Raw genomic sequence first — 25,639 nt, forward strand, 5'->3', positions numbered from 1 at the left:
GCGACCGAATCACAGCAAGCGCGCCGGTCCTTCGGACGGCCTGGCAGTGCGCAGCCGCGTTGCGTCCTGGCCCGGAGGTGCGCCAAACATCCGGCGGTATTCGCGGTTGAACTGAGAGGGGCTGTCATAGCCAACCCGGTGGCCGATCCCGGCCACGTCACCGAAATCGGCGAGCAGCAGGGATCGGGCTTGCTGCAACTGGATTCGCTTCTGGAACTGCAATGGACTCATGGCCGTCACCGCGCGGAACTGCCGGTGAAAGGCTGACACGCTCATGCCCGACATCTTGGCGAGTTCCTCTATCCGGACAGGCTCGGCGAAGTTGTCTCGCATCCAGGCGATCGCCCGATTGATGCGTGACAAATGGCTGTCGGCCAAGGCGATCTGGCGCACTGTGGCGCCGTGCCTGCCGGTCAGCACCCGCCACAGGATCTCTTGTTCGATCAGTGGGGCCAGTACCGGCGCATCAGCGGGACGTTCGATCAGGCGCAGTAGTCGGGCCACGGCATCGAGCAGGTCCACGTCGGCATCGCCCGTGGCGATCGCCGGGGCGGCTGCCCGCGACCAGGATTCGGCCGGCGCCTGTAGCGTCAGTGCTGCCAAGGTGGCCGGGGACAGCACCAATCCCATCGCCAGCGACGGATGCGTCGCCGTGGTGTCCAGGTAGTGGCCCGTGACGGGCAGGCTCGCTGCCACGATCAGATACTGCCCGGCGCGGTATTCGAACACCGAGTCACCGAGCAGCAGCTGCTTGCCGCCTTGGGCCATGACGACCAGCAGGGGCTCGGTCAACGAGTAGTCCGGGCTCTGGGGGCCGACGACCTTCGACAGCAGCAGGCCGTCGATATCGGTACTCAAGTCGGGGCGGGCGTGCATGTCGATCGACCGGCGTATCTCGGCGACTGAATCGGATGCGGTACGCATGAGATCACCAAACCATCCGCGCCACGACAATAGTCAGATAAGTGCAAGTTGAGCAGGATCGTGCAAGAACGAGCGATGATCGGTCTACCGTTGTTGCGGGCGCGAAGCTTCGATGTAGATATCCCAATTCTTCTACTCAAGGAGCGATTCCATGCCACTGGACAGCTACGTCACCCTCGGTCGATCCGGCCTCCGTGTCAGCCCGTTCGCGCTCGGCGCGATGACATTTGGAGAGGATCCCGGTGGCGCGGGTACCACCGTCGAGGAATCCGAGCGCATCCTTGCCGCCTACTTGGATCGCGGCGGCAACTTCATCGACACCGCCAACTTCTACACAAACGGGCACTCTGAACGGATCCTCGGTGACTTCTTCGCCCGCAGCCCCGGCCGCCGGCACCGGGTGGTGCTGGCGTCGAAGTTCTTCACCAACCTGTTTCCCGGGGATCCGAATGGTGGCGGCGCCGGCCGGTCGTCCATCATCGCGCAGCTACACGAAACCTTGCGTCGCATGCAGACCGACTATCTGGACGTGTACTGGTTGCACAACTGGGATCGGCAGACTCCGATCGAAGAGACCATGCGTACGCTCGACGATCTGGTCCGCGCGGGCACCATCCGCTACATCGGGTTCTCCAACACGCCGGCCTGGGTCACCGCCCAAGCCCAGACCATGGCACTGCTGCGGAGCTGGACGCCGCTGATCGCGCTACAGGTCGAGTATTCGTTGTTGACCCGCACGGTCGAAGGAGAACTGGCGCCATTGGCACTGGACCAGGGAATGGCGTTGGTGCCGTGGAGCCCGTTGAAGAACGGCTTCCTGTCGGGCAAGTACCGTCGCGGCGCCGACGTGGTGGATTCTGCCCGCGCCACGTACGTGGGTGGTCCGAGCGAGAACGAGTACGTCGTCATTGAAACAGTCGCCGACATCGCCCACGAACTCGAAACGCCGTCGGCAGCAGTCGCACTGGCTTGGTTGCGGGAACGCCCCGGCACGGTAGTGCCCATCATCGGTGCCCGACGATTGGCGCACCTGGAGTCGAACCTGGCCGGACTCGATATCGAGCTGCGGGACGATCAACTCAAGCGCCTCAACGAGGTTTCGGCCCCTACGTTGAACTACCCGTCGGACCTGAACGGCGTCATGCGAACGACTCTGCAGTTCGCCGGCACCACCGTCGACGGTGAGCCGTCCGGCGTCTATCCGCCGCTGCTGGCAAGCGAGGTTCGGTACTGACCGAGCGTGACCAAAATGCTGCTGTCTGACAGCGCGCCTACCGGCAGACACGCACGCTCGCGGTGCTGAGGGCGGGTCAGGAGAACGCGGCGCGGAAGGCTTCCAACGCGGCGGCGCTGTCACCGGACGCGTAGGCCTCCATGCCGACTGGTCCGGTATAGCCGCTGTCCCGCAATGCCTTTGCCACCGCTGGGTAGTGAATCTCGCCGGTACCCGGCTCGCAACGGCCCGGCACGTCGGCGACCTGGATCTCGCCGATCGCCGACCCTGCCCGGCGCACCAGATCAACGAGGTTTCCCTCGCCGATCTGGGCGTGATAGAGGTCGAGCATCATCTTGACGTTCGGATGGTTGACGGCCTCGATCAGCGCCAGGGTGTCCTTGGCGCGGGCGAGCGGAACGCCGGGATGGTCGACGATCGTGTTGAGGTTCTCCAGGCAGAACGTCACGCCGGCGTCGGCGCCGAGTTCGCCGAGCGCGTCGAGTCCACGCAGCGCAGACAGCCACATCTCGCCGGTGGCCCGGTACTGCGGGCGGGCGGCCTGCCCCGCGACCAGCTCGCCGGGGTGCACGACGAGGCGCGGAACGCCGAGCACCGCTGCGGCCTTGATCGCGGCCGCAGCGGTCCGGACCACCTCGCGGGCGCCGTCGGCGTCGTAGAGGTCGCCGTGCAGATATCCGGTCATCGACGAGAATCGGGCGCCGGTCGCGGCCAGCGCATCGAGATCCTTGTCGTCGAAGCTCCAGATCTCCACGGAGAAGCCGAGTTCGGAGATCTGGCGGGCGCGCTCGACGATATCGAGGTCGGTGAAGACCATCTCGGCACAGACCGCCAGTTCGAATGTCTGGGTCATTGTCCTTCTCCTTGAGCCGGGCTACCGCGGCGGCAATCCCGCGGCCCGGTATGCGGCGTCGACGTAGGCCATGTTGGTCACGGCGTCCGCGAGCCCGAACGGCAGGGCCGCACCGTTCTGGACGTGGTCTGCGAACGCCTTCAATTGATACGTGTAGCTGGGCCGGGTTCCGAGCCGTTCGACGCGTTCACCGGCGGCGGTACGGACGGTGATCCGATCGTCGTCGTTGGGCCGGATGAAGTCGTGCACCAGCAGCTCGCCGTCCTGTCCGGTGATCTGCATTGTGAACGAATACTCGGGTGCCACCATCGAATTGGCGCTCAGTGCAGTCGCACCGCCCGGGAACTCGAGCTCCACGTCGCAGATCGCGTCCACACCGGGCGAGTGCTGTCGAGCCTGGGCGGACGTGATGGTCGGTGCGCCGCCAAGCCCGTCGGCGTCGAGGCGGCCCAACGACCGCAGGATGTGCATGCCGTAGCAGCCGAGGTCCATGAGCGCACCACCTGCGAGCTCGAGTGACCAGCGCGGATCGTCGTGGTCAGGCGCGGGCATCGCCATCCGTACCTCGACCCGGGTGAGCCGACCTATCTCGCCGCCGGCTGCCAACGTGAAGGCCCGCTGGGTCACGGGGTGGAAGAAGTAGTGGAACCCCTCCAGCACGGTCACCCCGGCGGCCTCAGCGGCCCGCGCGACGGTGGCGGCCTCAGACCTGTTGCGTGCGAACGGCTTCTCACTGAGCACAGGCTTGCCGGCAGCGACCGCCGCCAGATTCCACGGGGCATGCAAACCGTTGGCCAACGGGTTGTAGACGACGTCGACTTCCGGGTCGTCGATCACGTCGGCGTACGAGCCCACGGCGCGTTCCACGCCGAACTTCTCGGCAAAAGCCGCCGCGCGCTGTGGATCACGCGCGGCGACCGCCACCAGTCGGTGACCAAGCTCCTGCGCGGGTCCCACGATCGCCTTCTCGGCGATTCGGGACGCGCCGAGAATACCGATGCGCAGTCCGGTCACGAGGTCACGGAATTGAGGTAGACCACACTGGTGAGCACATCGGCGAGCGGACCGTCCCCGGCCGGTGCGCCGTCCAGGATGGTGTCCTGCTCCAACACGAACCAACCGTCGAACCCGTTGTCTCGCAACACCGAGACAATCCCCGAGATGTCGATGTCCCCGGTGCCCAACGGCGTATACATACCGGCGCGCACCGCATCGGTATAGGTGATCTCACCGGATTGCACCTTGGCGGCCAACGCGGCATCCACGTCCTTCAGATGGGTGTGCTTGATGCGGTGCGGCACGGCCTTGGCCAGCTCCAGGGGGTCGGTGCCGCCGATCAGCAGATGGCCGGTGTCCAGGCACAGCGGGATCGTCGAACCGGCCAGCACCCGGTCCACATCGTCGCGGGTTTCGACCATCGTACCGACGTGTGGGTGAAGCACGGCCAACAGACCGGCCTCGGACGCGATTCCGGAGAGCCGGTCGAGGTTGGCCAGCAGCGTCGCCCACTGGTCGTCGTCGAGTTCGGGCCGCGAGTCGTAGCCATCGGCCCCGGTAGCCGCCGCCAGCACCACGACACCGGCGCCCGCTGCGCGAAGCGAGGTGAGTGGTCCGGCGAGATCCTCGGCCGGGTCATGGCCGGCGTCGTGCAGCACCACGGGAACGAACCCACCGACACAGGAAAGATGATGTGCCGCAAGAACATCAGTGAGTTCAGCGGCGTCGGTGGGCAGGAAGCCGTCCGGACCCAGCTCGGTCGCGGACAGCCCGGCCCTGCGCATCTCGCTCAGCACGCGGTCAGGCTCGAGTTGGTAGCCCCAGCCGGGAACTTCGCACACGCCCCACGAGATCGGTGCGCCGGCGATTTTGATCCCCCGGTCGCTGCTCATGCGTTGCGAACCTCCTCGATGCGCACCGGAGTGCCCCGGCGCAGGGACTCGGTGGCGGCCTCGGCCAGCCAGGCCACCTCCACGGCGTCGGCCACCGTGGCGCCGGCCACCGGCGCGCCCTTGGCCACCTCGACGAAGCCGGCGAGCTCGGTGCGGAACGCCTCGGTGAATCGGTCCATGAAGAAGTTGTGTGCGGGCCCGGACGGGAAGGTGTTGGCGGGATCCATATTTCGAATCGGGACGCCCTGGTCCCAGCCGGCGGCGACGCTGTCGTCGAATCCGTGCACCTCCAGGCGGCAGTCGTACCCGCGCGCGTTGTAGCGGGCGTTGGACACCACGCCAAGCGCACCGCCGTCGAACCGCACGACGACCGCGGCGGTGTCCACGTCGCCGTACTCGGTGAACAGCGGGTCACCCTGCACCGATCCGGTGGCGTAGACCTCGACCGCGTTCTGGCTGGTGATCCACCGGATGATGTCGAAATCGTGTACCGCGCAATCCCGGAAGATTCCGCCCGAACCCTTGATGTAGTCCAGCGGCGGGGGAGCCGGATCCATCGTGGTGCTGCGCACCGTGTGCAGAATGCCCAGCGAGCCATCGTCCACCGCACGCTTGGCCGCGGCGAAGGCCGCATCGAAGCGACGCTGGTACCCGACCTGCACGGGCACGCCGGAGCGGGCGATGACCTCGGCCAACCGTGCGCTCTCGGCAGCGGTGGACGCGATCGGCTTCTCGCAGAAGGTCGGTATGCCACGCTCGACGGCGGCCAACGTCAGCTCCGCGTGTGCCGGGGTGGCGGCAGCCACCACCACCCCGTCGATACCCGAGGACAACAGTTCGTCGACGGTGTCGACGGCCTTGGCGCCGTGCTTGGCGGCCACTGCCGCCGCGACGTCAGTGCGCTCGTCGGTGATCACCAGCCCGTCCAAACCATCTATCCCGGAAAGGGTTTCGGTGTGAAATGCGCCGATGCGGCCCAGTCCGATTACGCCGAGCGTGGTCATGGGATTCTCCGTTCTTGCTGCTGATCGAGGATGGTGTCGAGTTCGTCGGGGGTAAGGCCGTCGGCCAGTGCGGCCAGCACGGTGTCGACCTGGCTGGGTGGGGCCAGGCTGCCGATGGGTTGGTCCTTGTCGAGGTTCGTCGGGAAGGCGTAACCCTCGGCCGTGGCGTTGACGGCGTTGGCCAACTCCCGCTCGGGGCGGCCCGCGGCCTTCATCGCCAGCAACGCGGGGTAGACGGCGCGGACCATCGCGGTGCGGTCGAGTACCTCCATCGCACGCCCGAACGGCGAGGAGATCTGCAGCAGGTTGGCCATGCGCCGGATGTCAGTCGACGTGTTGTTGCCTGCCCCGTGATAGAGCGCGGGATTGAAGAACACCGCATCGCCCTTGCTCAGTGGCACCTGAACGTGGTGCTCGGCGAAGAACTCGATGAACTCGGGCCGGTAGAACGCGATGTAGCCGGCCTCGAATGTCTGGGAGTACGGCAGCAGCATGGTGGGGCCACTGGCCGGCGGCATGTCACAGTGGGCCACGGCGCCCTGCAGCGTCATGGCGGGCGACAGCCGGTGCAGATGCGCCGGGTAGTCCGCCAGCTGATCCGGGGTGACGAAACCGAGGTGGTAGTCGCGATGCGGAACTTGCGCCGCGCCACCGGGATTGACGACGTTGACCTGTGAGGTGACCTGGTAGCGCGGTCCGAGCCAGGCCTGGGAGACGACAGCCAGCGCGCAGTTGGCGTAATACTCGGCGTAGACGCCGGGCGAATGCAAGGCCAGCTTCTGAGCGGCATTCCAGATGCGGTCGTTGGCGCCGGCCTTGCCGAAATGGTCACCGGCGGCCGCGCCGTCGGCCCGCTGGGCTTCGATCAAGGCGACGAACGCTGCGCTGGCCCGGTCGACGACGTCAACCTCGAAGGCCCCTTCGAACATCACGACACCGGGACCGTCGGCCAGCGCACGGATCAACTCGGCCTGTAGTCGGCGGGGTTCGGCGTCGGTGACGGTAGCGGCCGAGTACACCGGAACGTTATGCCGGATATCAGCGGCAAGGGGGTATTCGGCGCCGTCGGTGGTACGGGACACCTGGTCGCGGAAAGCACCGAGTGAGCAGTCGGCCTCCTCGATCCAGGCTCGGCGCCCGGCGCGCGAAGTCCGGAATGTCGCGGTCATGGCAGACAGTCTTGCTGTGCTGTGTGACACAATCAACGGCAAAAAGCCATCAAAAAACCATCAGCACGGCGCGGAGGTCGTCAGTGGCGCACCGATACAAGGTCCGGGAGATCGCTCAGCAGTGCGGTTTGAGCGAGGCCACAGTGGACCGGGTCCTCAATGACCGCCCGGGCGTTCGCGAGAACACCCGGGCCGAAGTGCGCCAAGCGATTGCCGATCTGGACAAGCAGCGAGCGCAACTGCGGCTCAACGGTCGTCGCTATCTGATCGACGTGGTCATGCAGACGCCCCAGCGGTTCTCCGATGCGTTTCGCGCTGCCGTCGAGGCCGAGTTGCCCACGTTCGCCCCGGCCATGTTGCGGGCCCGCTTCCACCTCTGGGAATCCGGCTCGACCGCCAAGATGGTGGGCACCCTGGCCGGCATTCGCAGCAGTCACGGGGTGGTGCTCAAGGCGGCCGACGAACCAGAGGTGGCCGAGGCCGTCGACCACCTTGTGGCCGCCGGTGTCCCGGTGGTGACCTACACGACCGACATTCCCACCAGCGCCCGCAGCGCATACGTCGGCATCGACAACCACGGAGCCGGCGCCACCGCGGCCTATCTGATCGAGCAGTGGCTCGGTCCCGCCCCATCCGCTGTGTTGATCACCCTGAGCCGCACGGTGTTTCGCGGTGAGGGCGAACGCGAGGTGGGATTCCGGTCAGGTTTGCGCGGTTCCGGACGGGAGGTCGTCGAGGTCACCGACAGCGACGGCATCGACGCGACCAACGAACGGCTGGTGCTCGAGGCGCTGAAACGTCACCCGACGGTGGAGGCGGTCTATTCACCCGGCGGCGGCAACGCGGCCACGGTGGCGGCATTCGAAAAGCTCGGGCGGCAGTGCCGGGTCTTTGTCGCCCATGATCTCGACGTGGACAACCGCAGACTCCTGCGCGAGGGCAGGATTTCGGTGGTGCTGCACAACGACCTGCGTGCCGATGCGCGGCTGGCCATGCGGTTGATCCTGCAGCAGCACGGTGCGCTGCCAGGTGAACCGGTGCGCCCCGTACCTATTCAGGTGATTACGCCGTACAACCTGCCGGTATGAGCGTTGCGGGTTAGCCCGGCTCAGCGGTAGGGGCCGGTTGTGCCTTGACCGGCGGAGTGGCGGCTGGTGTGTCGGGCTGTGATGGCGGTGCGGACTGCGTCACGGTTTCGCCGAACTGCATCGTGGTTTGGGCTGTGGGAACGGACATTTCGGGTGTGCTGTGGACCTGGTTGGCCTGCAGCCCCAGGACTACGAGGAGGGCGGCGGCTGCCGAACCGGCGGTACAGAGAAGAAGTTTCGTTTTCGAATCCAGGTGCATCTCGCAAGGCCCTTCGTCACAACATTGGCTATCTATCTATGTGTTGTGAAGGCGAATTGGGAGCCGGGCATTCCACATGGCTCGACGTGATTTGGATCACATTTATATCTCGGCTCGCGGACGGGGCAGGGTCGAAGAGCGTGGCGATCGTCCGGACCGGGACACTTCATCCATGTCACGTGAGTTAGTCCCTGGGGTCACCGTGCTCGGCAACCTCGCGATCGACATCATCAACGGGGCGCCGCCGAGCCCTGGCGGATGTGCATCGTTCGCCGGAGTTGCGTTGCAGGCGGCCGGCGGGGCCGGCCGGATCGTCGCGATGGGTGCCGAACGTGATCACGCCCTGTTCGACGGGCTGCGCGCCCGGTTCGGGTCAATCGTGCAGATCCTGCGGTCGGAATCCACGAGCTCGTTTCGCCTCGACTATGACGACACCGATCACCGACATATGGGTGTGCAGGCCATCGGCCCGATGTGGACCGCCGAGGACATCGAACTCGCCGATCCCATGACGACGTGGGTGCACCTGGCTCCGCTGCTGCGTACCGATTTTCCGGCCGACACGCTGGCTGCGCTGTCGGCGCGTGGTCACCGCGTCGCCTACGACGGGCAGGGCCTGGTGCGGGCCGACCGATTGGGACCGTTGGTCGAGGATCGTCACTTTCCCGCGGACCTGCTGGCCGACATCGACATCCTGAAGATTGCCGAGGACGAGGCGGTGATCATCGCCGACGGCCCGTTCGACGCGTCGACCGCGGAGCGTCTCGGCGTCGAGGAGATCCTGGTGACTTACGGCTCGGAGGGCTGTGACATCTATATCGAGGGGGCGGTGCAACGGGTCCCGGCGGCCTGGCGGGTCCTCGATGTCCAGACCACGGGAGCGGGGGACATGTTCACCGCTTGCTATGTCGCGCACCGCGCGGCCGGTCACGATCCGCAGCGAGCCGCGGAGTCGGCAAGCGAACTGGTGGCCAGGGAGTTGGACAAGCGGATTCACACCGGGGCACCCGAGCGGGCGTAGCCGCAGGTCGACCGCTAAACTCGACAGGTGTCAAGTTCGTGCTTGCCAGTGCTAGCAGTCAGCTACCGGCCAGTAGCCCTTTCCTTAGAGAATGACATTCTCCTCAACGTGACGAAAACCACAGTTTTGTCTCAAAACGAGCTTCTTCACGCCTACGAACAGCGTCTTCGCCGTGAACCTACCCGCGTGTCGGGGGACAACGCGGTGAAGCGGAGCCTAAGAGCAGTGCAATAATCGGTACTGGTAGTGACATCAAAATTCGGTGGACGTCTGATCCGGCGGCACGTCACGTGACGGCGGCCAGAAAAGACGTGGTCAAAGAACGTGTGAAAGGCGGTAGCCGTGGGTGAGAACGGCAACGGCAATGGCGCCGCGCCGCGGCAGAAGCTCGAGAAGGTCGTCATCCGCTTCGCCGGCGACTCCGGCGACGGTATGCAGCTGACCGGTGACCGCTTCACTTCTGAAGCTGCACTGTTCGGCAACGATCTTGCGACCCAGCCCAATTACCCGGCTGAGATCCGCGCGCCACAGGGCACCCTGCCCGGTGTGTCGTCGTTCCAGATCCAGATCGCCGACTACGACATCCTCACCGCCGGTGACCGTCCCGACGTGCTCGTCGCGATGAACCCCGCCGCGCTCAAGGCCAACGTCTCGGACCTGCCTCGCGGCGGCCTGATCATCGCCAACTCCGATGAGTTCACCAAGCGCAACCTCGCCAAGGTCGGATACGACAACAATCCGCTAGAGGATGACACGTTGTCGGACTACGTGGTGACCTCCGTCGCGATGACGACCCTGACCCTTGGTGCCGTCGAGGCGATCGGCGCCACCAAGAAGGACGGCCAGCGCGCCAAGAACATGTTCGCCCTCGGCCTGCTGTCGTGGATGTACGGCCGCGAGCTCGAGCACAGCGAGGCCTTCATCCGGGAGAAGTTCGCCCGCAAGCCTGACGTGGCCGAGGCCAACGTCCTGGCCCTGAAGGCCGGCTGGAACTACGGCGAGACCACCGAGGCGTTCGCCACGACCTATGAGGTGTCGCCCGCCAAGCTGAAGTCCGGTGAATACCGGCAGATCTCGGGTAACACCGCACTGGCCTACGGCATCGTGGCCGCCGGTCACCTGGCCCAGATCCAGGTGGTGCTGGGCACCTACCCGATCACCCCGGCGTCGGACATCCTCCACGAACTGTCCAAGCACAAGAACTTCAACGTGCTGACCTTCCAGGCCGAGGACGAGATCGCCGGCATCGGTGCAGCCATCGGCGCCTCCTATGGTGGCGCGCTCGGCGTCACCAGCACCTCGGGTCCGGGTGTCTCGCTCAAGTCCGAGGCGATCGGCCTGGCTGTGATGACCGAGTTGCCGCTGATCATCATCGATGTCCAGCGTGGTGGCCCGTCGACGGGTCTGCCGACCAAGACCGAGCAGGCCGACCTGCTGCAGGCGCTGTTCGGTCGCAACGGCGAGTCGCCGGTCGCGGTCCTGGCCCCGAAGTCGCCGTCGGATTGCTTCGACATCGCGGTGGAGGCCTCGCGCATCGCGGTCGACTACCACACCCCGGTCATCATCCTGTCCGACGGCGCGGTCGCCAACGGCTCTGAGCCCTGGCAGATCCCGGACATCAGCACCTACCCGCCGATCGAGCACAAGTTCGCCAAGTCGGGCGAGCCCTTCGCTCCCTACGCGCGTGATCCCGAGACCCTGGCCCGCCAGTTCGCGGTGCCCGGAACCCCGGGACTGGAGCACCGGATCGGCGGCCTCGAAGCCGCCAACGGTTCGGGCAACATCTCGTACGAGCCCAAGAACCACGACCTCATGGTGCGGCTGCGCCAGGAGAAGATCGGCGGCATCACCGTGCCGGATCTTGAGGTCGACGACCCCACCGGCGATGCCGAACTGCTCATGCTCGGATGGGGCAGCAGCTACGGACCGATCGGCGAGGCGTGCCGGCGGGCCCGCCGCAAGGGCATCAAGGTGGCCCAGGCACATCTGCGTCACCTCAACCCCTTCCCGGCCAACCTCGGGGAGGTGCTCCGCCGCTACCCGAACGTCGTGGTGCCGGAGATGAACCTGGGCCAGCTCGCGCTGCTGCTGCGCGGCAAGTACCTGGTCGACGTCCAGTCGGTGACCAAGGTGGAGGGCATGGCCTTCCTCGCCGACGAGGTCGAGGGCATCATCGATGCGGCGCTGGATGGCACGCTGGGTGAGAAGGAAAACGACAAGGCCAAGTTCGCCCGGTTGGCGGCGGCCACCATCGAGGTTGAGGCGAGCGGTGTGGGAGCGAGCGCATGACTGACTTGATCGGGACGGATCTGGGCTTGACCGAAGGGGCGCTCAGCAAGAACGCTCTGGTGCCCACCACCGACCAGCCTCAGAAGGGCAAGGATTTCACCAGCGACCAGGAGGTCCGCTGGTGCCCGGGTTGCGGTGACTACGTCATCCTCAACACCATCCGCAACTTCCTGCCGGAGTTGGGTCTCAAGCGCGAGAACATCGCGTTCATCAGTGGCATCGGCTGCTCCAGCCGGTTCCCGTACTACCTGGAGACCTACGGTTTCCACTCGATCCACGGTCGTGCCCCGACCATCGCCACCGGTCTGGCGCTGGCCCGTCCGGATCTGTCGGTGTGGGTCGTCACCGGTGACGGTGACTCGCTGTCGATCGGTGGCAACCACCTGATCCACGCGCTGCGTCGCAACGTCAACATCACGATCCTGCTGTTCAACAACCGGATCTACGGCTTGACCAAGGGCCAGTACTCGCCCACCTCCGAGGTCGGCAAGGTCACCAAGTCGACCCCGATGGGATCGCTGGACTACCCGTTCAACCCGGTGTCATTGGCGCTGGGTGCCGAGGCGACGTTCGTCGGCCGCGCCCTGGACTCGGACCGCAAGGGCCTGTCCGAGGTGCTGCGCGGTGCCGCCGAGCACCGCGGGGCCGCGCTGGTGGAGATCATGCAGGACTGCCCGATCTTCAACGACGGATCGTTCGACGCGTTGCGCAAGGAAGGCGCCGAGGAGCGGCTGATCAACGTCAGCCACGGTGAGCCGATCAAGTTCGGTACCGATGGCGAGTACTGCGTCGTCAAGTCCGGGTACGGCCTGGAGGTCGCCAAGACCGCCGAAGTCGCTGCCGACGACATCGTGGTGCACAACGCCGAAATCGACGATCCTGCTTATGCATTCGCGCTGTCGCGGTTGAGCGAGCAGAACCTCGACCACATGGTGATGGGTATCTTCCGCAAGGTCAGCCGGCCCACCTACGACGACGCCGCGCGTCAACAGGTCAACACGGCGATCGAATCAAAGCCCCACGACACCGCGGCTCTGCAATCCTTGCTGCGTGGCAAAGACACCTGGACCGTCGAATAGTTGCGCTGAGCAGACCGGCCAACACGATCTGAGCACAGCCCCGCTCGCCGCGGTAGTTCTGGCGGGCGGGGCTTCGCGTCGTATGGGGCGCGACAAGGCGACGCTGCCGTTCGACGGCGCGACGATGGTCGAACGCGTCGTCGCCGCGGTGAGCCAGCGCTGTTCACCGGTTTTCGTCATCGCCGCACCCGGCCAGCCGCTTCCGGACCTCGACGCCGAGATTCTGCGGGATGAGGTGCGCGGCGTCGGGCCGCTGGTCGCGACCGGTCGTGGCCTGCGTGCCGTCGCCGAGGCCGGTGTGGACCGTGCCTTCGTTTGCGCGGTGGACATGCCATACCTGTCTACAGACCTGATCGACACCCTGGCGGCCTCCGCCGAGCGGGTCCCGGCCGACATCGTGCTGCCGTGGGACGGCCGAGATCACTATCTGGCCGGGATCTACCGGAGCACGCTCGCCGATCAGATCGCCGCCCTGGTCCACGACGGCCGGCGCAGCATGCGGGCGCTGGCCGAGTCCGTCGACACACAGCGGATCGTGATGGAACCGCAGCGCGCACTGACCAATGTCAACACCGCCGCCGATCTGGCCTGAGCGTGGACCAATTCACCCCGGCTTAGCCCAGCAAATTGCGAATTACTGCGGAAATTGAGCTCAATTTATCGATTCGCAATTATTAAACGATCGCTTCCCCTTATTTGATGCCCCGGAAGTCGGGTGAATAGGGGAAACGTCAGCCGGGGCCGCTCCCCGGCTGCTGCCGGAACCTGCTGCTGCTCAGGGTAATTCGATGTGTGGCATGGTGTATCAACGTGTCGAGCAATTCGCTGCGATGCAGCGCAAGGGTGCATGATTCACGACCAAACGACGCTGACCGCACTCTTTGTCGGGCCCCCGCAGTCCGATGGCGCGCGGCGAGAGTTGGCCAGCTCGTCTGACGCTTCTCCCGCGGCTCTCGTAATCTCTTGTGGTGCCGCCTTTTTGAGTGCTTTTCGTTGCTTCTGGGCGTGGCGGTTCGCCTGCCGGACGCGCTCGGGGATGTTGACCGGCGAACCGATATGCGTTGTGTGACAGCATTTTTGACCTGTGTTCGAGCCGCGGCCTACTGGCGCGCGGTAGCGAACAGATTCGGGCGCGGTAACGCGCAATGACACTCGCCGATGGCATCTACCTGGGTTTTTGTCGCCGAGGACGGCGTTTTTCGCCGGTGTCGGACCCGCAACAAGTGGGCCAGCTCACAAAAAATGCGTGATCTCGCTCACGTATTGTTTACGCCGATCACGAAACGATAACGGCGCCCAGTCCTCTGTTGACCTGCACAAACGTTTCGTTCAGCCGCCCGTTATCTGTCCGTGATCTTTCCGCTATCGCTTCTAGATCGATATGACTTCTCTCCGAGACCTTTGTACGGTCCAAAGCGTCTCCGACAGGGAGCAAATAATTTCAACACCAAGAACCTGCGTGTGAGTGGGGCCGCGGTGGCGATTACGCCCGATGCGGGGGCCTGGGTCTGACCCGGGCCGGGCACTGTGGCCCTCCCTTTCGTGCCTGACCGAGACGGCGCGAACCAACCCCTTCCGGCCTGATTCAGGCTGCCGCACCCGCCTGGGCGGGTGCCGATGGCGCGCGCTTGGCGAGAGGAATGAAGTGAAGAACATCCGCAAGACGTTTGGGCTGGGCATCATCGCCGGAGCGCTGGCTGTCGCTCCCGTGGCACTGGGTGCCGGTACCGCCAATGCGGACAGCGTCAACTGGGACGCCGTCGCCGCCTGTGAGTCGGGTGGCAACTGGGCGATCAACACCGGTAACGGCTACTACGGTGGCCTGCAGTTCACGATGGGCACCTGGCGCTCCAACGGCGGCTCGGGCTCGCCGCATCACGCCTCGCGCGCGGAGCAGATCCGGGTCGCCGAGAACGTGCTGCGCACCCAGGGCATCGGTGCCTGGCCGGTGTGCGGCAAGCGCGGCTAGTACGGCGCTACTGACAACTTGATACGGAGCGGTGCCGGGCAGTTGCCCGGCACCGCTTCTGTTTCATCAGAAAGCCCTCCGGTTACTCCAGCCTCGACAACCTCGAAAAAAACTTCAGCCCCCTCTGTAACGCGTGACCTTCGTCACACGAACCCATTGGTGACCGCACAGTTGCACGAATGTGATCGTCATCTGCAGCGGTCCTGGTGTCAAAGGTCGGGGAAGGGCCGTGAGATGACCAAACGAAGGGCGTTTACCAGGGCTTTCTGGATCAGTGCCGCATCAGCGGGCTTCATGCTGGCGCCTCTGTTCGCTGCCACTGCTACCGCCGGAGCGGACACGGTGAACTGGGACGCGATCGCCGAGTGTGAATCGGGCGGCAACTGGTCCACCGATACCGGCAACGGGCACTACGGCGGTCTGCAGTTCAAGCCCGCCACCTGGGCCTCGCACGGCGGCATCGGGTCACCGGCTTCCGCCTCCCGTGAAGAGCAGATCAGGGTGGCCGAGAACGTCCTGGCCAGCCAGGGGATCGGGGCGTGGCCCAAGTGCGGCGTCCGCGGTGGCACGCCGATCGGCTGGGCGACGCCCAGCGCACCGACGGGCTGCCAGGCCGTGCGTCCCGGTGCCGTCCTGGGCATTTTCGACCTGCGCCGGATCTGCACGACGTTCCTCGACCCACTGGGTACCTTCGGCGTCCCGCGCTGAATCAGCGCACGGGAGTGAACGCCCCGCGAGCGGCGATCGAGGCCAGGTGCCGGGTCAGCACGTATTCGGGCACGAGAACGGTTGCCCGGGCAGCTGCGGCGCTCAGCGCGGACGGGCGCAGGTTCATCACGCGGCCGATCAGCTGTGACTCCCGCACGATCGCCATGACCCGCCTTCGTCGCAGGGCCGCGAACCGGGCGAACGCCGTCGGCAGATCCGGCTCCCGACGCGCGAGACCGGCGAGCGTGGCGGCGTCCTCCAATCCTTGGCAGCCGCCCTGGCCCAAATGTGGGCGCATCGGATGCGCGGCATCCCCGGCGATCACCACCGGTCCCCGCGCCCAGCGTCGGGCCGGGGCGCGGTCGTAGAGGTCGTTGCGAAGCACCTGTTCGGGATCGGTCGCGGCGAGCACCGTGGGGATAGGGTCAGCCCAGGTGCCGAAGATCTGCTGCAGGTGATTCAGCTCGCCGCCGTTGCTGGTGTGTCCTCGCGGTGCGCGTTGGGTGGCGAACCAGTAGGTCTGATCGGGGCCGAGGGGCACATGGCCGGCTTCCATCCCGGCCGCCATGGTCTCGCCGGAGAGTTCGGGGTCGATGGTGCAGTCGGCAATTCCGCGCCAGGCTGTATATCCCGCGTAGCGCCGTTGCAGCGGGCCGTTGAGGTGGCGAGCCACCACGGAGTCCACTCCGTCGGCGCCGACGAGCGCGTTGGCCTCTCGCACGGATCCGTCCGACAACCGCACGTTCACCACGCCGTCGTGAACATCGAGTGCCTGCACGCCCACCCCGTACTCGACAGTGCCCGGGTGCGCGGCCGCGGTGAGGATCTCGGTCAACGCCGTGCGGTGAATCACCACCAACGGTTCACCCAGTGCCCGGATCATCCGGTCGGCCGCCGGGCGACGCAGCCAGGTGCCGTCGTGCCAGCGCAACGCGCCTGCGCTGACGCGCCCACCGGACCCGCGCACCGCATCACCGAGCCCGATCTCGTCGAGCGCGGCCAGGGCGTTGGGCCAGATGCTGATGCCTGCCCCGGTGGTCGTGTCGGCGCGAGCCTCGAGGACGGTGACCTCATATCCCTGCTGCTGCAAGGCGACTGCGGTGGCCAGGCCGGTGATCCCTGCACCGACGACCAGGACGGACTGTGCCATCGGTCGAATCTAACGGGTCAGGTGAGGTGGCTCACCACCAACGGAGTTGGGATCGGTAGCCTTCCAGCGTCTGCACAGTCTCTGTACAGGTTCCCGTGCCGAAAGTGCCGGGCCAGAACACTTTGAGAGGACCCGATGAAACTCACCCGCCTCGGTATCGCGCTCGGCGCCACATTGATTGCCGCCTCTGCGTTGAGCGGCTGCTCGAAGGTGACCGAGATCAGGGACGCGGCTGCCGGCGCGGCCGAGAAGGTCGTCGAATCGGGTACCGAGAAGATCACCGAAGCGGTGTCGGGCAACCTGTTCACGGCCGAGGGCATCGACAATGCCTATGCGGCGATCGCCGAGAAGGTCGGCGCCAACCCGATGCAGGTCGTCGACGTCGTCATCACGCCGGGCGTCCTGAAGGTCGAGGCCATCAACCCGAACGCCCCGACCGAGCTCAATGAGTGGAGCTACACCTCAGGCGCGGTTGCCCCCTCTCGTCCGATCGACTACGACGACGACACCGAGGCGCTGCAGCAGAATCTTTTCGCCACGTCCGACGTGCCCACCAACGCGATCGTCGCGGCGATCGACGGCGCCGTGGCGGCCAGTGAAATCCCTGACGGCAAGGTCCAGACGGTGAGCATCAAGCGCAACATCCCGTTCGAGGAGAACGTGGTCATCTTCATCAACGTCCAAGGCGAGCGCAGCAGCAAGCAGGTGCGCGCCGACGTCGCCGGAAAGGTGACCGAGGTCGTCTGAGCCACCGGTCCAGCGCATCGACGGCGGCCCCGCACCGAAGTTCGGTGCGGGGCCGCGCCGTTACGGTGGGGGCATGACGGTGTTTGACGATCTCGACGACTACCTCGCCTTGCCCCGGGTGTCAGGTCTAGCGGTGTCGCCCGATGGTTCCAGGGTGGTCACGACCGTGAGTACGCTCAACGACAAGCACACCGAATTCCTCAGCGCGATATGGGAGTTGGATCCCGCCGGCATCGAACCCGCACGCCGGCTGACGCATGGCGTCAAGGGCGAGTCCGCGCCGGTGTTCACCGCCGGGGGCGACGTGTTGTTTCTCGCGGTCCGTCCCGGAGCGGACGAGGACAAACCGCCCGCGGCCCTGTGGCGCCTCCCCGCCACCGGCGGAGAGGCTTTCGAGATGCTGACGATGCCCGGCGGCGTGGCAGGTGCGGTGAGCGCCCGGGCCGCCGACGCCACCGTGGTGGCCGCGGCATTGCTTCCGTCGTCGGCCGATGTCGACGATGACAAGACACGGCGTGACGCACGCAAGGAGAGCAAGGTCTCAGCGATCCTGCACACCGGCTATCCGGTCCGGCACTGGGACCATGATCTCGGGCCCGACCAGCCCCACCTGTTCGATGCCGACGGGCGCCAGAATCTGACTGCCGAGCCTGGTGCGGCGTTGCGCGAGACGTCATTCGACCTCAGCGGCGACGGCGACTTCGTGGTGACGTCCTGGCGGATCTCCGGGCCGGGCGCGGCGGTCCGCTTGGTGCTGGTGCGTATCGACCGGGCCACCGGCGAGCGCACCACGATTGCCGAGGAACCCGGGGCGGACCTGGAGCATCCGGCGATCGCGCCGGACGGCAGCGCCGTGGCCTTCACCAGGGAGACTCATTCCACCCCGAACTCGCCGCCGCGGATCACGTTGTGCTGCATGCGGTTCGGCCAAGACCCGATTGAGTTGACCGGCGACTGGGATCGCTGGCCGTCGTCGGTGGCCTGGACGTCGGATTCGTCGGCGCTGATCGTCACGGCCGACGACGGCGGCCGTGGCCCGATCTTCTCCGTCGACCCGGTGTACGGTGCGGTCACCCGGCTCACCCACGACGACTTCACCTACACCGACGTACGGCCCGCGCCCGGGCGGGTGATCTATGCGTTGCGCAGCTCGTATGCCGTGCCGCCGCACCCGGTCCGCATCGACGAGGGCGGCACCGTGACCGCGTTGCCGTGTCTCGAAGCGCCCGAGCTGCCCGGCACCGTGACGGAGGTGATCGCGACCGCCGCCGACGGCACGCCGATCCGGTCCTGGCTGACCCTGCCCGACGGCGACGAGCCGGCCCCGCTGGTGCTGTGGATTCACGGCGGACCGTTGGGCAGCTGGAACAGCTGGCACTGGCGGTGGAATCCGTGGCTGCTCACCGCACAGGGCTACGCGGTGCTGATGCCCGATCCAGGCCTGTCCACCGGCTACGGCCAGGACTTCATCGCCCGCGGCTGGGGCGACTGGGGCGGCGACCCCTACACCGACCTGATGGCGGCGACGGACGCCGCGTGCGCACACCCTCGGGTCGACGCGGCGCGCACCGCCGCGATGGGCGGCTCGTTCGGGGGATATATGGCCAATTGGATCGCCGGGCACACGGACCGATTCGACGCCATCGTCACGCATGCCAGCCTGTGGGCACTGGATCAGTTCGGCCCCACCACCGACGGTGCGTACTGGTGGGCCCGGGAGATGACAGCCGAGATGGCTCAGCGCAATTCGCCGCATCTGTCCGTCGGTGACATCACCACTCCGATGCTGGTCATCCACGGCGACAAGGACTATCGCGTACCGATTGGCGAGGCGCTGCGGCTGTGGTACGAGCTGCTCACCCACTCCGGGTTGCCCGCCGACGAGAACGGTGAAAGCCCGCACCGGTTCCTGTACTACCCCACGGAGAACCACTGGGTGCTGTCGCCGCAACACGCCAAGATCTGGTATCAGGTGGTGACCGCATTCCTGGGCGAGCACCTGCGTGGCGAAGCGGTGCAGTTGCCCGAACTGCTCGGGTAGCGTCGAGATCGTGACGCAGCGTGAGTTTGATCTGGTGCTGTACGGCGCCACGGGTTTCGCCGGAAAACTGACTGCCGAATACCTGGCCAAGGCCGGGGGATCGGCCCGGATCGCCCTGGCCGGTCGTTCCGAGGAGCGGTTGCGCGCGATCCGTGACGGTCTCGGGCCCGGCGCACTGTCGTGGCCGCTGATCACCGCGGACGCCACCGCCCAGGCCTCTCTCGATGCGATGGCCGCGCGCACCCAGGTGGTGGTGACGACCGTGGGTCCCTACGCCCGGTACGGCATGCCGCTGGTGGCGGCGTGCGCCGCGGCTGGCACCGACTACGCCGACCTCACCGGTGAGACCACGTTCATCCGCGACAGCATCGACCTGCACCACAAGCAGGCGATCGACACCGGGGCCCGGATCGTGCACTCGTGCGGATTCGATTCGGTGCCATCCGATCTCACGGTGTATGCGCTGTATCAGCGGGCCCTCGCCGACGGCGCAGGCGAGCTCGGTGACACCAACCTGGTGGTGCGCAGTTTCGCCGGCGGCGTATCCGGCGGCACCGTGGCCTCGATGCTGGAGTTGCTCGACACGCTTTCGTCGGATCCGGAGGCCCGGGCGTTGATGAACGACCCGTACACGCTGAGCCCGGACCGCGGGGCCGAGCCCGAACTCGGCGCTCAGCCCGACGTGCGGTGGCGGCGCGGTAGTGAGATCGCTCCCGAGCTGGCCGGCTACTGGACCGGCGCATTCGCCATGGCCGCCCCGAACACGCGAATTGTGCGGCGCAGCAATGCACTACTGGGTTATGCCTACGGACGCCGCTTCGAGTACGCCGAGCAGATGAGCGTGGGCCGCTCACTGGCCGCCCCGCTGGCCGCGGCGGCGGTCACCGGGGCCAACGCCTTCACCCTCGGTGTGGGCGGCCGCTACTTCAACCGGCTGCCCGGCGGCCTCGTCGAGAAAGTGGTTCCCAAGCCGGGCACCGGTCCCAGCGAGCGGGCGCGGGAGCGGGGCCACTACCGCGTCGAGACCTACACCACGACGACATCGGGCGCCCGGTACATGACAAGCATGGCCCAGCAAGGCGATCCCGGGTACAAGTCGACCGCGGTGCTGCTCGGCGAGTGCGGGCTGGCGCTGGCAACCGACCGTGAGGCGCTGTCAGAGCGGCGCGGCGTGCTGACACCGGTGGCCGCGATGGGCGATGTCCTGCTCACCCGGCTACCGGCCGCCGGGGTGTCGCTGGAAACCTCCGCCCTGAGCTGAGCTGGCGCAACACGAACGGATCGGCGTGCGTCGAACACCTGTGGGACAAGATCAGATTCGACTAGTGTCGGTGCCGAGGACTTTCAGTACGCCAGCAACGAAGATGGGATGAACAATGGCCGGTCTCGACGAACTTTTCGCTCAGATCCCCGTAGCAGATATCGCAAACAAGCTCGGCGCGGATGAAGGCGAGGTGAACGCTGCCATCAAGACCCTGGTTCCGGCTCTGGTCGGCGGCGTGGCCGAGAACGTACAAGCTGACAACATCGACTCCAGCGACCTCGAGTCGGCGGTCACCGCACAGGGCGTCAGCGGCCTGCTCGACGGCGGTGTCAGCGTCGACCAGGTCGACGCGCAGCAAGGTGACCAGATCGTGTCGAAGATCTTCGGCGGTAACGACAGCGGCCAGGTCGCGTCGGCGCTGGCCGGGACCGGTGCCGGCGGCAGCAGCCTGATCAAGCAGCTGCTGCCGATCCTGGCGCCGATCGTGCTGGCCTACATCGGCAAGCAGTTCGCTCAGAAGAACGCGCCCGCCGAGTCGGCACCGCAGCCCCAGGCCTCCGGCGGCGGGCTCGGGGACATCCTGGGCAGCATCCTGGGTGGCGCGACCGGTGGCGGTGCTGCCGCGAACAACCCGCTGGGCAGCATTCTCGGCAGCGTCCTCGGCGGTGGTGGCGGCCAGGGCAACGCCATCGGTGAGATCCTCGGTGGCCTGCTCGGCGGCAAGAAGTAGCTCACCCACAAGCAGGCTCGAAAGCCTCCGACGCCCAGCGAACGCACCGGGCATCGGGGGCTTTCGCGTATCCGGGCACGTCCTTCTTAGAATGGCTCGGTGACCCCCACCCCTGACAATCGTGCCGATGCCCTCCCCAAATCCTGGGATCCGGCCGCGGTAGAAGCTGACCTTTACCAGGGCTGGGTGGATGCCGGCTACTTCACCGCCGATTCGGCCAGCGAAAAGCCGCCGTACTCGATCGTGCTGCCGCCGCCCAACGTGACCGGCAGCCTGCACATGGGCCACGCCCTCGACCACACCCTGATGGACGCCCTGACCCGGCGCAAGCGCATGCAGGGATATGAGGTGCTGTGGCTGCCCGGCATGGACCACGCCGGCATCGCCACCCAGACCGTGGTGGAGAAGCAGCTCACCGCCGACGGCAAGACCAAGGAAGACTTCGGGCGCGAGCTGTTCGTCGAGAAGGTGTGGGACTGGAAGCACGAGTCCGGCGGCACCATCGGCGGGCAGATGCGCCGCCTCGGTGACGGCGTGGACTGGAGCCGCGACCGCTTCACCATGGACGAGGGCCTGTCGCGGGCGGTGCGCACCATCTTCAAGCGGCTCTTCGATGCCGGGCTGATCTACCAGGCCGAGCGGCTGGTCAACTGGTCACCGGTGCTGGAGACCGCGATCAGCGACCTCGAGGTGAAGTACGAGGACGTCGAGGGCGAGCTGGTGTCATTCCGCTACGGCTCGATGAACGACGACGAGCCCCACATCATCGTGGCCACCACCCGTGTGGAGACCATGCTCGGTGACACCGCGATCGCAGTGCACCCCGACGACGAGCGTTACCGCCACCTGGTCGGCAAGACCCTGCCGCACCCCTTCGTCGAACACGAGATGATCATCGTCGCCGACACCCACGTCGATCCCGAGTTCGGTACCGGCGCAGTCAAAGTCACCCCCGCGCACGACCCCAACGACTTCGAGATCGGCCTGCGCCACCAGCTGCCGATGCCGACGATCATGGATGCCAAGGGCCGGATCGCCGACACCGGAACGCAATTCGACGGTATGGACCGGTTCGAGGCCCGGGTCAAGGTCCGGGAGGCGCTGGCCGAACAGGGCCGAATCGTCGCCGAGAAGCGGCCGTACCTGCACAGTGTGGGGCACTCCGAGCGCAGCGGCGAGCCCATCGAACCGCGGCTGTCCCTGCAATGGTGGGTCAAGGTGGACGGCCTGGCCAAGGCTGCCGGCGATGCGGTGCGCAACGGTGACACCGTGATTCACCCGCCGAGCCTGGAGCCGCGGTGGTTCGCGTGGGTGGACAACATGCACGACTGGTGCATCTCCCGTCAGCTGTGGTGGGGCCACCGGATCCCGATCTGGCACGGCCCCAACGGCGAGACCGTGTGTGTCGGCCCCGACGAGACCCCGCCGGAGGGCTGGGAGCAGGACGCGGACGTACTCGACACCTGGTTCTCCTCGGCGCTGTGGCCGTTCTCCACCATGGGCTGGCCCGACCACACCCCGGATCTGGCCAAGTTCTATCCGACGTCGGTGCTCGTCACCGGCTACGACATCCTGTTCTTCTGGGTGGCTCGGATGATGATGTTCGGCACCTTCGTCGGCGATGATCCGGCCATCACGTTCGATGGCCGGCGTGGCCCGCAGGTGCCGTTCGAGAACGTCTTCCTGCACGGCCTGATCCGCGACGAGTTCGGCCGCAAGATGAGCAAGTCGCGCGGCAACGGCATCGATCCGCTGGACTGGGTGGAGAAGTTCGGCGCCGACGCGCTCCGTTTCACCCTGGCCCGCGGCGCCAGCCCCGGCGGTGATCTGTCCATCGGTGAGGATCACGCCAGGGCCTCCCGCAACTTCGCCACCAAGCTGTTCAACGCGACCCGCTTCGCGTTGATGAACGGGGCGGCTCCCGCCGAACTCCCGGCGGTCGCCGACCTGACCGATGCCGACCGCTGGATCCTCGGACGCCTCGAAGAGGTTCGCGCCGAGGTGGACGCGGCGCTGGACAGCTACGAGTTCAGCCGCGCCTGCGAGTCGCTGTACCACTTCGCCTGGGACGAGTTCTGCGACTGGTACGTGGAATTGGCCAAGGTGCAGCTGGGACAAGAGGTCCACACCGCTCACACGACTGGGGTGCTGGCCTTCGTGCTCGACGCACTGCTCAAGCTGCTGCACCCGGTCATGCCATTCGTCACCGAGACACTGTGGAAGGCGCTCACCGACGGCGAGTCGATCGTCATCGCACCGTGGCCGCAGGCGTCCGGAATTGCACTCGATTCGGTTGCGGCGCAACACATTGCCGACATGCAGAAGCTGATCACCGAGGTGCGCCGCTTCCGCAGCGATCAGGGTCTGGCCGACCGGCAGCGGGTTCCGGCCCGGCTGTCGGCGATCGCCGAAGCCGGTCTGACCGAGCAGCTGCCCGCGGTCACCGCGCTGGCCTGGCTGACCGATGCCGGTGATGGGTTCACCCCCTCGGCCTCGGTCGAGGTGCGCCTGACCCAGGCCACGGTGCTGGTCGAGGTGGACACCTCGAGCACCGTCGACGTCGCCGCCGAGCGCCGCCGGCTGGAGAAGGACCTTTCCGCCGCGCAGAAGGAACTGGCCACCACGACGGCCAAGCTCGGCAACGAGGCCTTCCTGGCCAAGGCGCCCGAGAACGTCGTCGACAAGATCCGCGGCCGTCAGCAATTGGCCGGTGAAGAGGTCGAGCGGATCACCGCACGCCTGGCCGGGCTGGCCCGATGAGGATCCGGTGACCGACCCCATTCCTTCGCCGGACGAGATCGCCGCGCTGCTGCAGGTCGAGCACCTGCTCGATCAACGGTGGCCCGAGACCAAGCTGGATCCCAGCACGGCGCGCATCGCCGCCCTGCTGGAGCTGTTGGGCTCGCCGCAGCGGGCCTACCCGTCCATCCACGTCGCCGGGACCAACGGCAAGACGTCCGTGGCCCGCATCATCGATGCACTGCTTACCGCGCTGCACCGGCGTACGGGGCGCACCACCAGCCCGCACCTGCAATCCGCGGTGGAGCGCATCTCGATCGACGGAAAGCCCATCACGCCGGCCCATTACGTCGAGACCTATCGCGAGATCGAACCGTTCGTGCAACTGGTGGACCAGCAGTCCGAGGCGGCCGGCGGTCCGAAGATGAGCAAGTTCGAGGTGCTGACCGCGATGGCCTTCGCGGCGTTCGCCGACGTGCCGATCGACGTGGCGGTGATCGAGGTCGGGATGGGCGGACGCTGGGATGCCACCAACGTCGTCAACGCCCCGATCGCGGTGATCACCCCGATCGGCATAGACCACACCGACTATCTCGGTGACACGATCGCCGCCATCGCGGGGGAGAAGGCCGGCATCATCACCCGGCAGCCCGACGACCTGGTGCCGACCGACACCGTCGCGGTCATCGGTAAGCAGGTTCCCGAGGCCATGGAGGTGCTGCTCGAAGAGGCGGTGCGCGCCGATGCGGCCGTGGCCCGTGAAGACTCGGAGTTCGCGGTGCTCAGTCGGCAGGTCGCCGTCGGCGGCCAGATGCTCGAACTGCAAGGTCTGGGCGGTGTGTACTCCGACATCTTCCTGCCGCTGCACGGTGAGCATCAGGCCCACAACGCGGTCCTCGCGCTGGCCGCGGTGGAGGCGTTCTTCGGTGCGGGCGCGGACCGCCAGCTCGATGTCGACGCCATCCAGGCCGGCTTCGCGGCCGTACGCAGCCCCGGCCGTATGGAGCGTATGCGAAGTGCGCCAACGGTTTTCATCGACGCAGCGCACAATCCGGCCGGCGCGGCGGCGCTGGCGCTGACCTTGCAGCAGGAATTCGATTTCCGGTACCTGGTCGGGGTGGTATCGGTAATGGGGGACAAGGACGTGGGCGGCATCCTGACCGCGCTGGAGCCCGTGTTCGATCAGATCGTGGTGACCCACAACGGTTCGCCCCGCGCAATGGACGTCGAGTCGTTGGCGTCGCTGGCCGAAGAGCGGTTCGGCCAGGACCGGGTGATCACCGCCATGACGCTGCCCGATGCCATCGAAACCGCCACCGCCCTGGTCGAGGAATCCGGGGAAGACGAAGGACTGTCCGGGGCCGGCATGGTGATCACCGGTTCGGTGGTGACCGCCGGGGCGGCCCGGACCCTGTTCGGACGGGACCCGCAGTGAGCAATCAGACCCCTGATCAGACGCCGAGTGACAAGCCGGCACCACCT

21 protein-coding genes are annotated in these 25,639 nt (G+C 66.6%); 14 read left to right on the plus strand and 7 right to left on the minus strand.

Annotated features, from left to right (window positions below; genetic code table 11):
- Positions 1-9: 9 nt before the first annotated feature.
- Positions 10-924, minus strand: coding sequence for an AraC family transcriptional regulator (locus tag BN2156_RS01665; protein ID WP_090509545.1), 915 nt, complete (start codon positions 922-924; stop codon positions 10-12).
- Positions 925-1,075: 151 nt separating this feature from the next.
- On the opposite strand from BN2156_RS01665, the gene BN2156_RS01670 reads away from it, so the two are divergent.
- Positions 1,076-2,158, plus strand: coding sequence for an aldo/keto reductase (locus BN2156_RS01670; RefSeq protein WP_090509548.1), 1,083 nt, complete (start codon positions 1,076-1,078; stop codon positions 2,156-2,158).
- A gap of 76 nt (positions 2,159-2,234) precedes the next feature.
- Here the strand turns inward: BN2156_RS01670 and BN2156_RS01675 are convergent, their stop codons facing one another.
- Genes BN2156_RS01675 through BN2156_RS01695 form a run of 5 tightly spaced genes read right to left on the minus strand, consistent with a single transcriptional unit; the run spans position 2,235 to position 7,073 of the window.
- A complete protein-coding gene (locus BN2156_RS01675; RefSeq protein ID WP_090509551.1) occupies positions 2,235-3,011 on the minus strand; it encodes a TIM barrel protein in 777 nt (258 codons plus the stop codon).
- A gap of 21 nt (positions 3,012-3,032) precedes the next feature.
- Positions 3,033-4,025: a Gfo/Idh/MocA family protein gene (locus BN2156_RS01680; RefSeq protein ID WP_090509553.1), complete on the minus strand. Its 993-nt coding sequence runs from the start codon at positions 4,023-4,025 to the stop codon at positions 3,033-3,035.
- Complete coding sequence (locus BN2156_RS01685; protein ID WP_090509555.1) at positions 4,022-4,900, minus strand: sugar phosphate isomerase/epimerase family protein; 879 nt, start codon at positions 4,898-4,900, stop codon at positions 4,022-4,024. The genes BN2156_RS01680 and BN2156_RS01685 overlap by 4 nt, the downstream gene beginning before the upstream one ends.
- Positions 4,897-5,904, minus strand: a complete 1,008-nt coding sequence (locus BN2156_RS01690) for a Gfo/Idh/MocA family protein (RefSeq protein WP_090509558.1) — start codon at positions 5,902-5,904, stop codon at positions 4,897-4,899. Before BN2156_RS01690 ends, BN2156_RS01685 begins: the two co-directional genes overlap by 4 nt.
- Positions 5,901-7,073 (minus strand): phytanoyl-CoA dioxygenase family protein, encoded by a 1,173-nt coding sequence (locus BN2156_RS01695; protein ID WP_090509561.1) that lies wholly within the window; start codon positions 7,071-7,073, stop codon positions 5,901-5,903. The genes BN2156_RS01690 and BN2156_RS01695 overlap by 4 nt, the downstream gene beginning before the upstream one ends.
- 83 nt (positions 7,074-7,156) lie before the next feature.
- Between BN2156_RS01695 and BN2156_RS01700 the strand changes: the two genes are divergently transcribed.
- The 7 genes from BN2156_RS01700 (at position 7,157) to BN2156_RS01730 (ending at position 15,486) form a co-directional block, all read left to right on the plus strand.
- The gene (locus BN2156_RS01700; RefSeq protein ID WP_090509564.1) at positions 7,157-8,161 is read left to right on the plus strand and encodes a LacI family DNA-binding transcriptional regulator; all 1,005 of its coding nucleotides are present in this window, start codon (positions 7,157-7,159) and stop codon (positions 8,159-8,161) included.
- A gap of 431 nt (positions 8,162-8,592) precedes the next feature.
- On the plus strand, positions 8,593-9,441 hold the full coding sequence (locus BN2156_RS01705; RefSeq protein ID WP_090509567.1) for a PfkB family carbohydrate kinase: 849 nt from the start codon (positions 8,593-8,595) through the stop codon (positions 9,439-9,441).
- Between the two features lie 342 nt (positions 9,442-9,783).
- The gene (locus BN2156_RS01710) at positions 9,784-11,730 is read left to right on the plus strand and encodes a 2-oxoacid:acceptor oxidoreductase subunit alpha (protein WP_090509570.1); all 1,947 of its coding nucleotides are present in this window, start codon (positions 9,784-9,786) and stop codon (positions 11,728-11,730) included.
- Entirely contained in the window at positions 11,727-12,809 is a 1,083-nt protein-coding gene (locus BN2156_RS01715; RefSeq protein WP_090509575.1) for a 2-oxoacid:ferredoxin oxidoreductase subunit beta, read from the plus strand. Before BN2156_RS01710 ends, BN2156_RS01715 begins: the two co-directional genes overlap by 4 nt.
- Positions 12,810-12,837: 28 nt before the next feature.
- Complete coding sequence (gene mobA, locus BN2156_RS01720; RefSeq protein WP_090515337.1) at positions 12,838-13,401, plus strand: molybdenum cofactor guanylyltransferase; 564 nt, start codon at positions 12,838-12,840, stop codon at positions 13,399-13,401.
- Positions 13,402-14,454: 1,053 nt separating this feature from the next.
- The gene (locus BN2156_RS01725) at positions 14,455-14,778 is read left to right on the plus strand and encodes a transglycosylase family protein (protein WP_090509577.1); all 324 of its coding nucleotides are present in this window, start codon (positions 14,455-14,457) and stop codon (positions 14,776-14,778) included.
- A 234-nt stretch (positions 14,779-15,012) separates the two neighbouring features.
- A complete protein-coding gene (locus BN2156_RS01730; protein WP_090509580.1) occupies positions 15,013-15,486 on the plus strand; it encodes a transglycosylase family protein in 474 nt (157 codons plus the stop codon).
- Between the two features lies 1 nt (position 15,487).
- Here the strand turns inward: BN2156_RS01730 and BN2156_RS01735 are convergent, their stop codons facing one another.
- Positions 15,488-16,636, minus strand: coding sequence for an FAD-dependent oxidoreductase (locus BN2156_RS01735; protein WP_090509582.1), 1,149 nt, complete (start codon positions 16,634-16,636; stop codon positions 15,488-15,490).
- Positions 16,637-16,771: 135 nt separating this feature from the next.
- Here BN2156_RS01735 and BN2156_RS01740 point away from each other — a divergent pair, with 135 nt between their 5' ends.
- The 6 genes from BN2156_RS01740 (at position 16,772) to folC (ending at position 25,592) form a co-directional block, all read left to right on the plus strand.
- The gene (locus BN2156_RS01740; protein ID WP_090509584.1) at positions 16,772-17,383 is read left to right on the plus strand and encodes a hypothetical protein; all 612 of its coding nucleotides are present in this window, start codon (positions 16,772-16,774) and stop codon (positions 17,381-17,383) included.
- Between the two features lie 73 nt (positions 17,384-17,456).
- Positions 17,457-19,424: a S9 family peptidase gene (locus BN2156_RS01745; protein WP_090509587.1), complete on the plus strand. Its 1,968-nt coding sequence runs from the start codon at positions 17,457-17,459 to the stop codon at positions 19,422-19,424.
- 10 nt (positions 19,425-19,434) lie between these two features.
- The gene (locus BN2156_RS01750; RefSeq protein ID WP_090509589.1) at positions 19,435-20,685 is read left to right on the plus strand and encodes a saccharopine dehydrogenase family protein; all 1,251 of its coding nucleotides are present in this window, start codon (positions 19,435-19,437) and stop codon (positions 20,683-20,685) included.
- Between the two features lie 115 nt (positions 20,686-20,800).
- Positions 20,801-21,418 carry a DUF937 domain-containing protein gene (locus BN2156_RS01755; RefSeq protein WP_090509593.1) on the plus strand — a complete coding sequence of 206 codons (618 nt, stop codon included), beginning with the start codon at positions 20,801-20,803 and terminating at the stop codon, positions 21,416-21,418.
- A gap of 99 nt (positions 21,419-21,517) precedes the next feature.
- Positions 21,518-24,178 carry a valine--tRNA ligase gene (locus BN2156_RS01760; protein ID WP_162490711.1) on the plus strand — a complete coding sequence of 887 codons (2,661 nt, stop codon included), beginning with the start codon at positions 21,518-21,520 and terminating at the stop codon, positions 24,176-24,178.
- A 7-nt stretch (positions 24,179-24,185) separates the two neighbouring features.
- On the plus strand, positions 24,186-25,592 hold the full coding sequence (gene folC, locus BN2156_RS01765) for a bifunctional tetrahydrofolate synthase/dihydrofolate synthase (RefSeq protein ID WP_090515339.1): 1,407 nt from the start codon (positions 24,186-24,188) through the stop codon (positions 25,590-25,592).
- Positions 25,593-25,639: the final 47 nt, after the last annotated feature.

This window comes from Mycolicibacterium neworleansense (genome assembly GCF_001245615.1).
Lineage (GTDB): Bacteria > Actinomycetota > Actinomycetes > Mycobacteriales > Mycobacteriaceae > Mycobacterium > Mycobacterium neworleansense.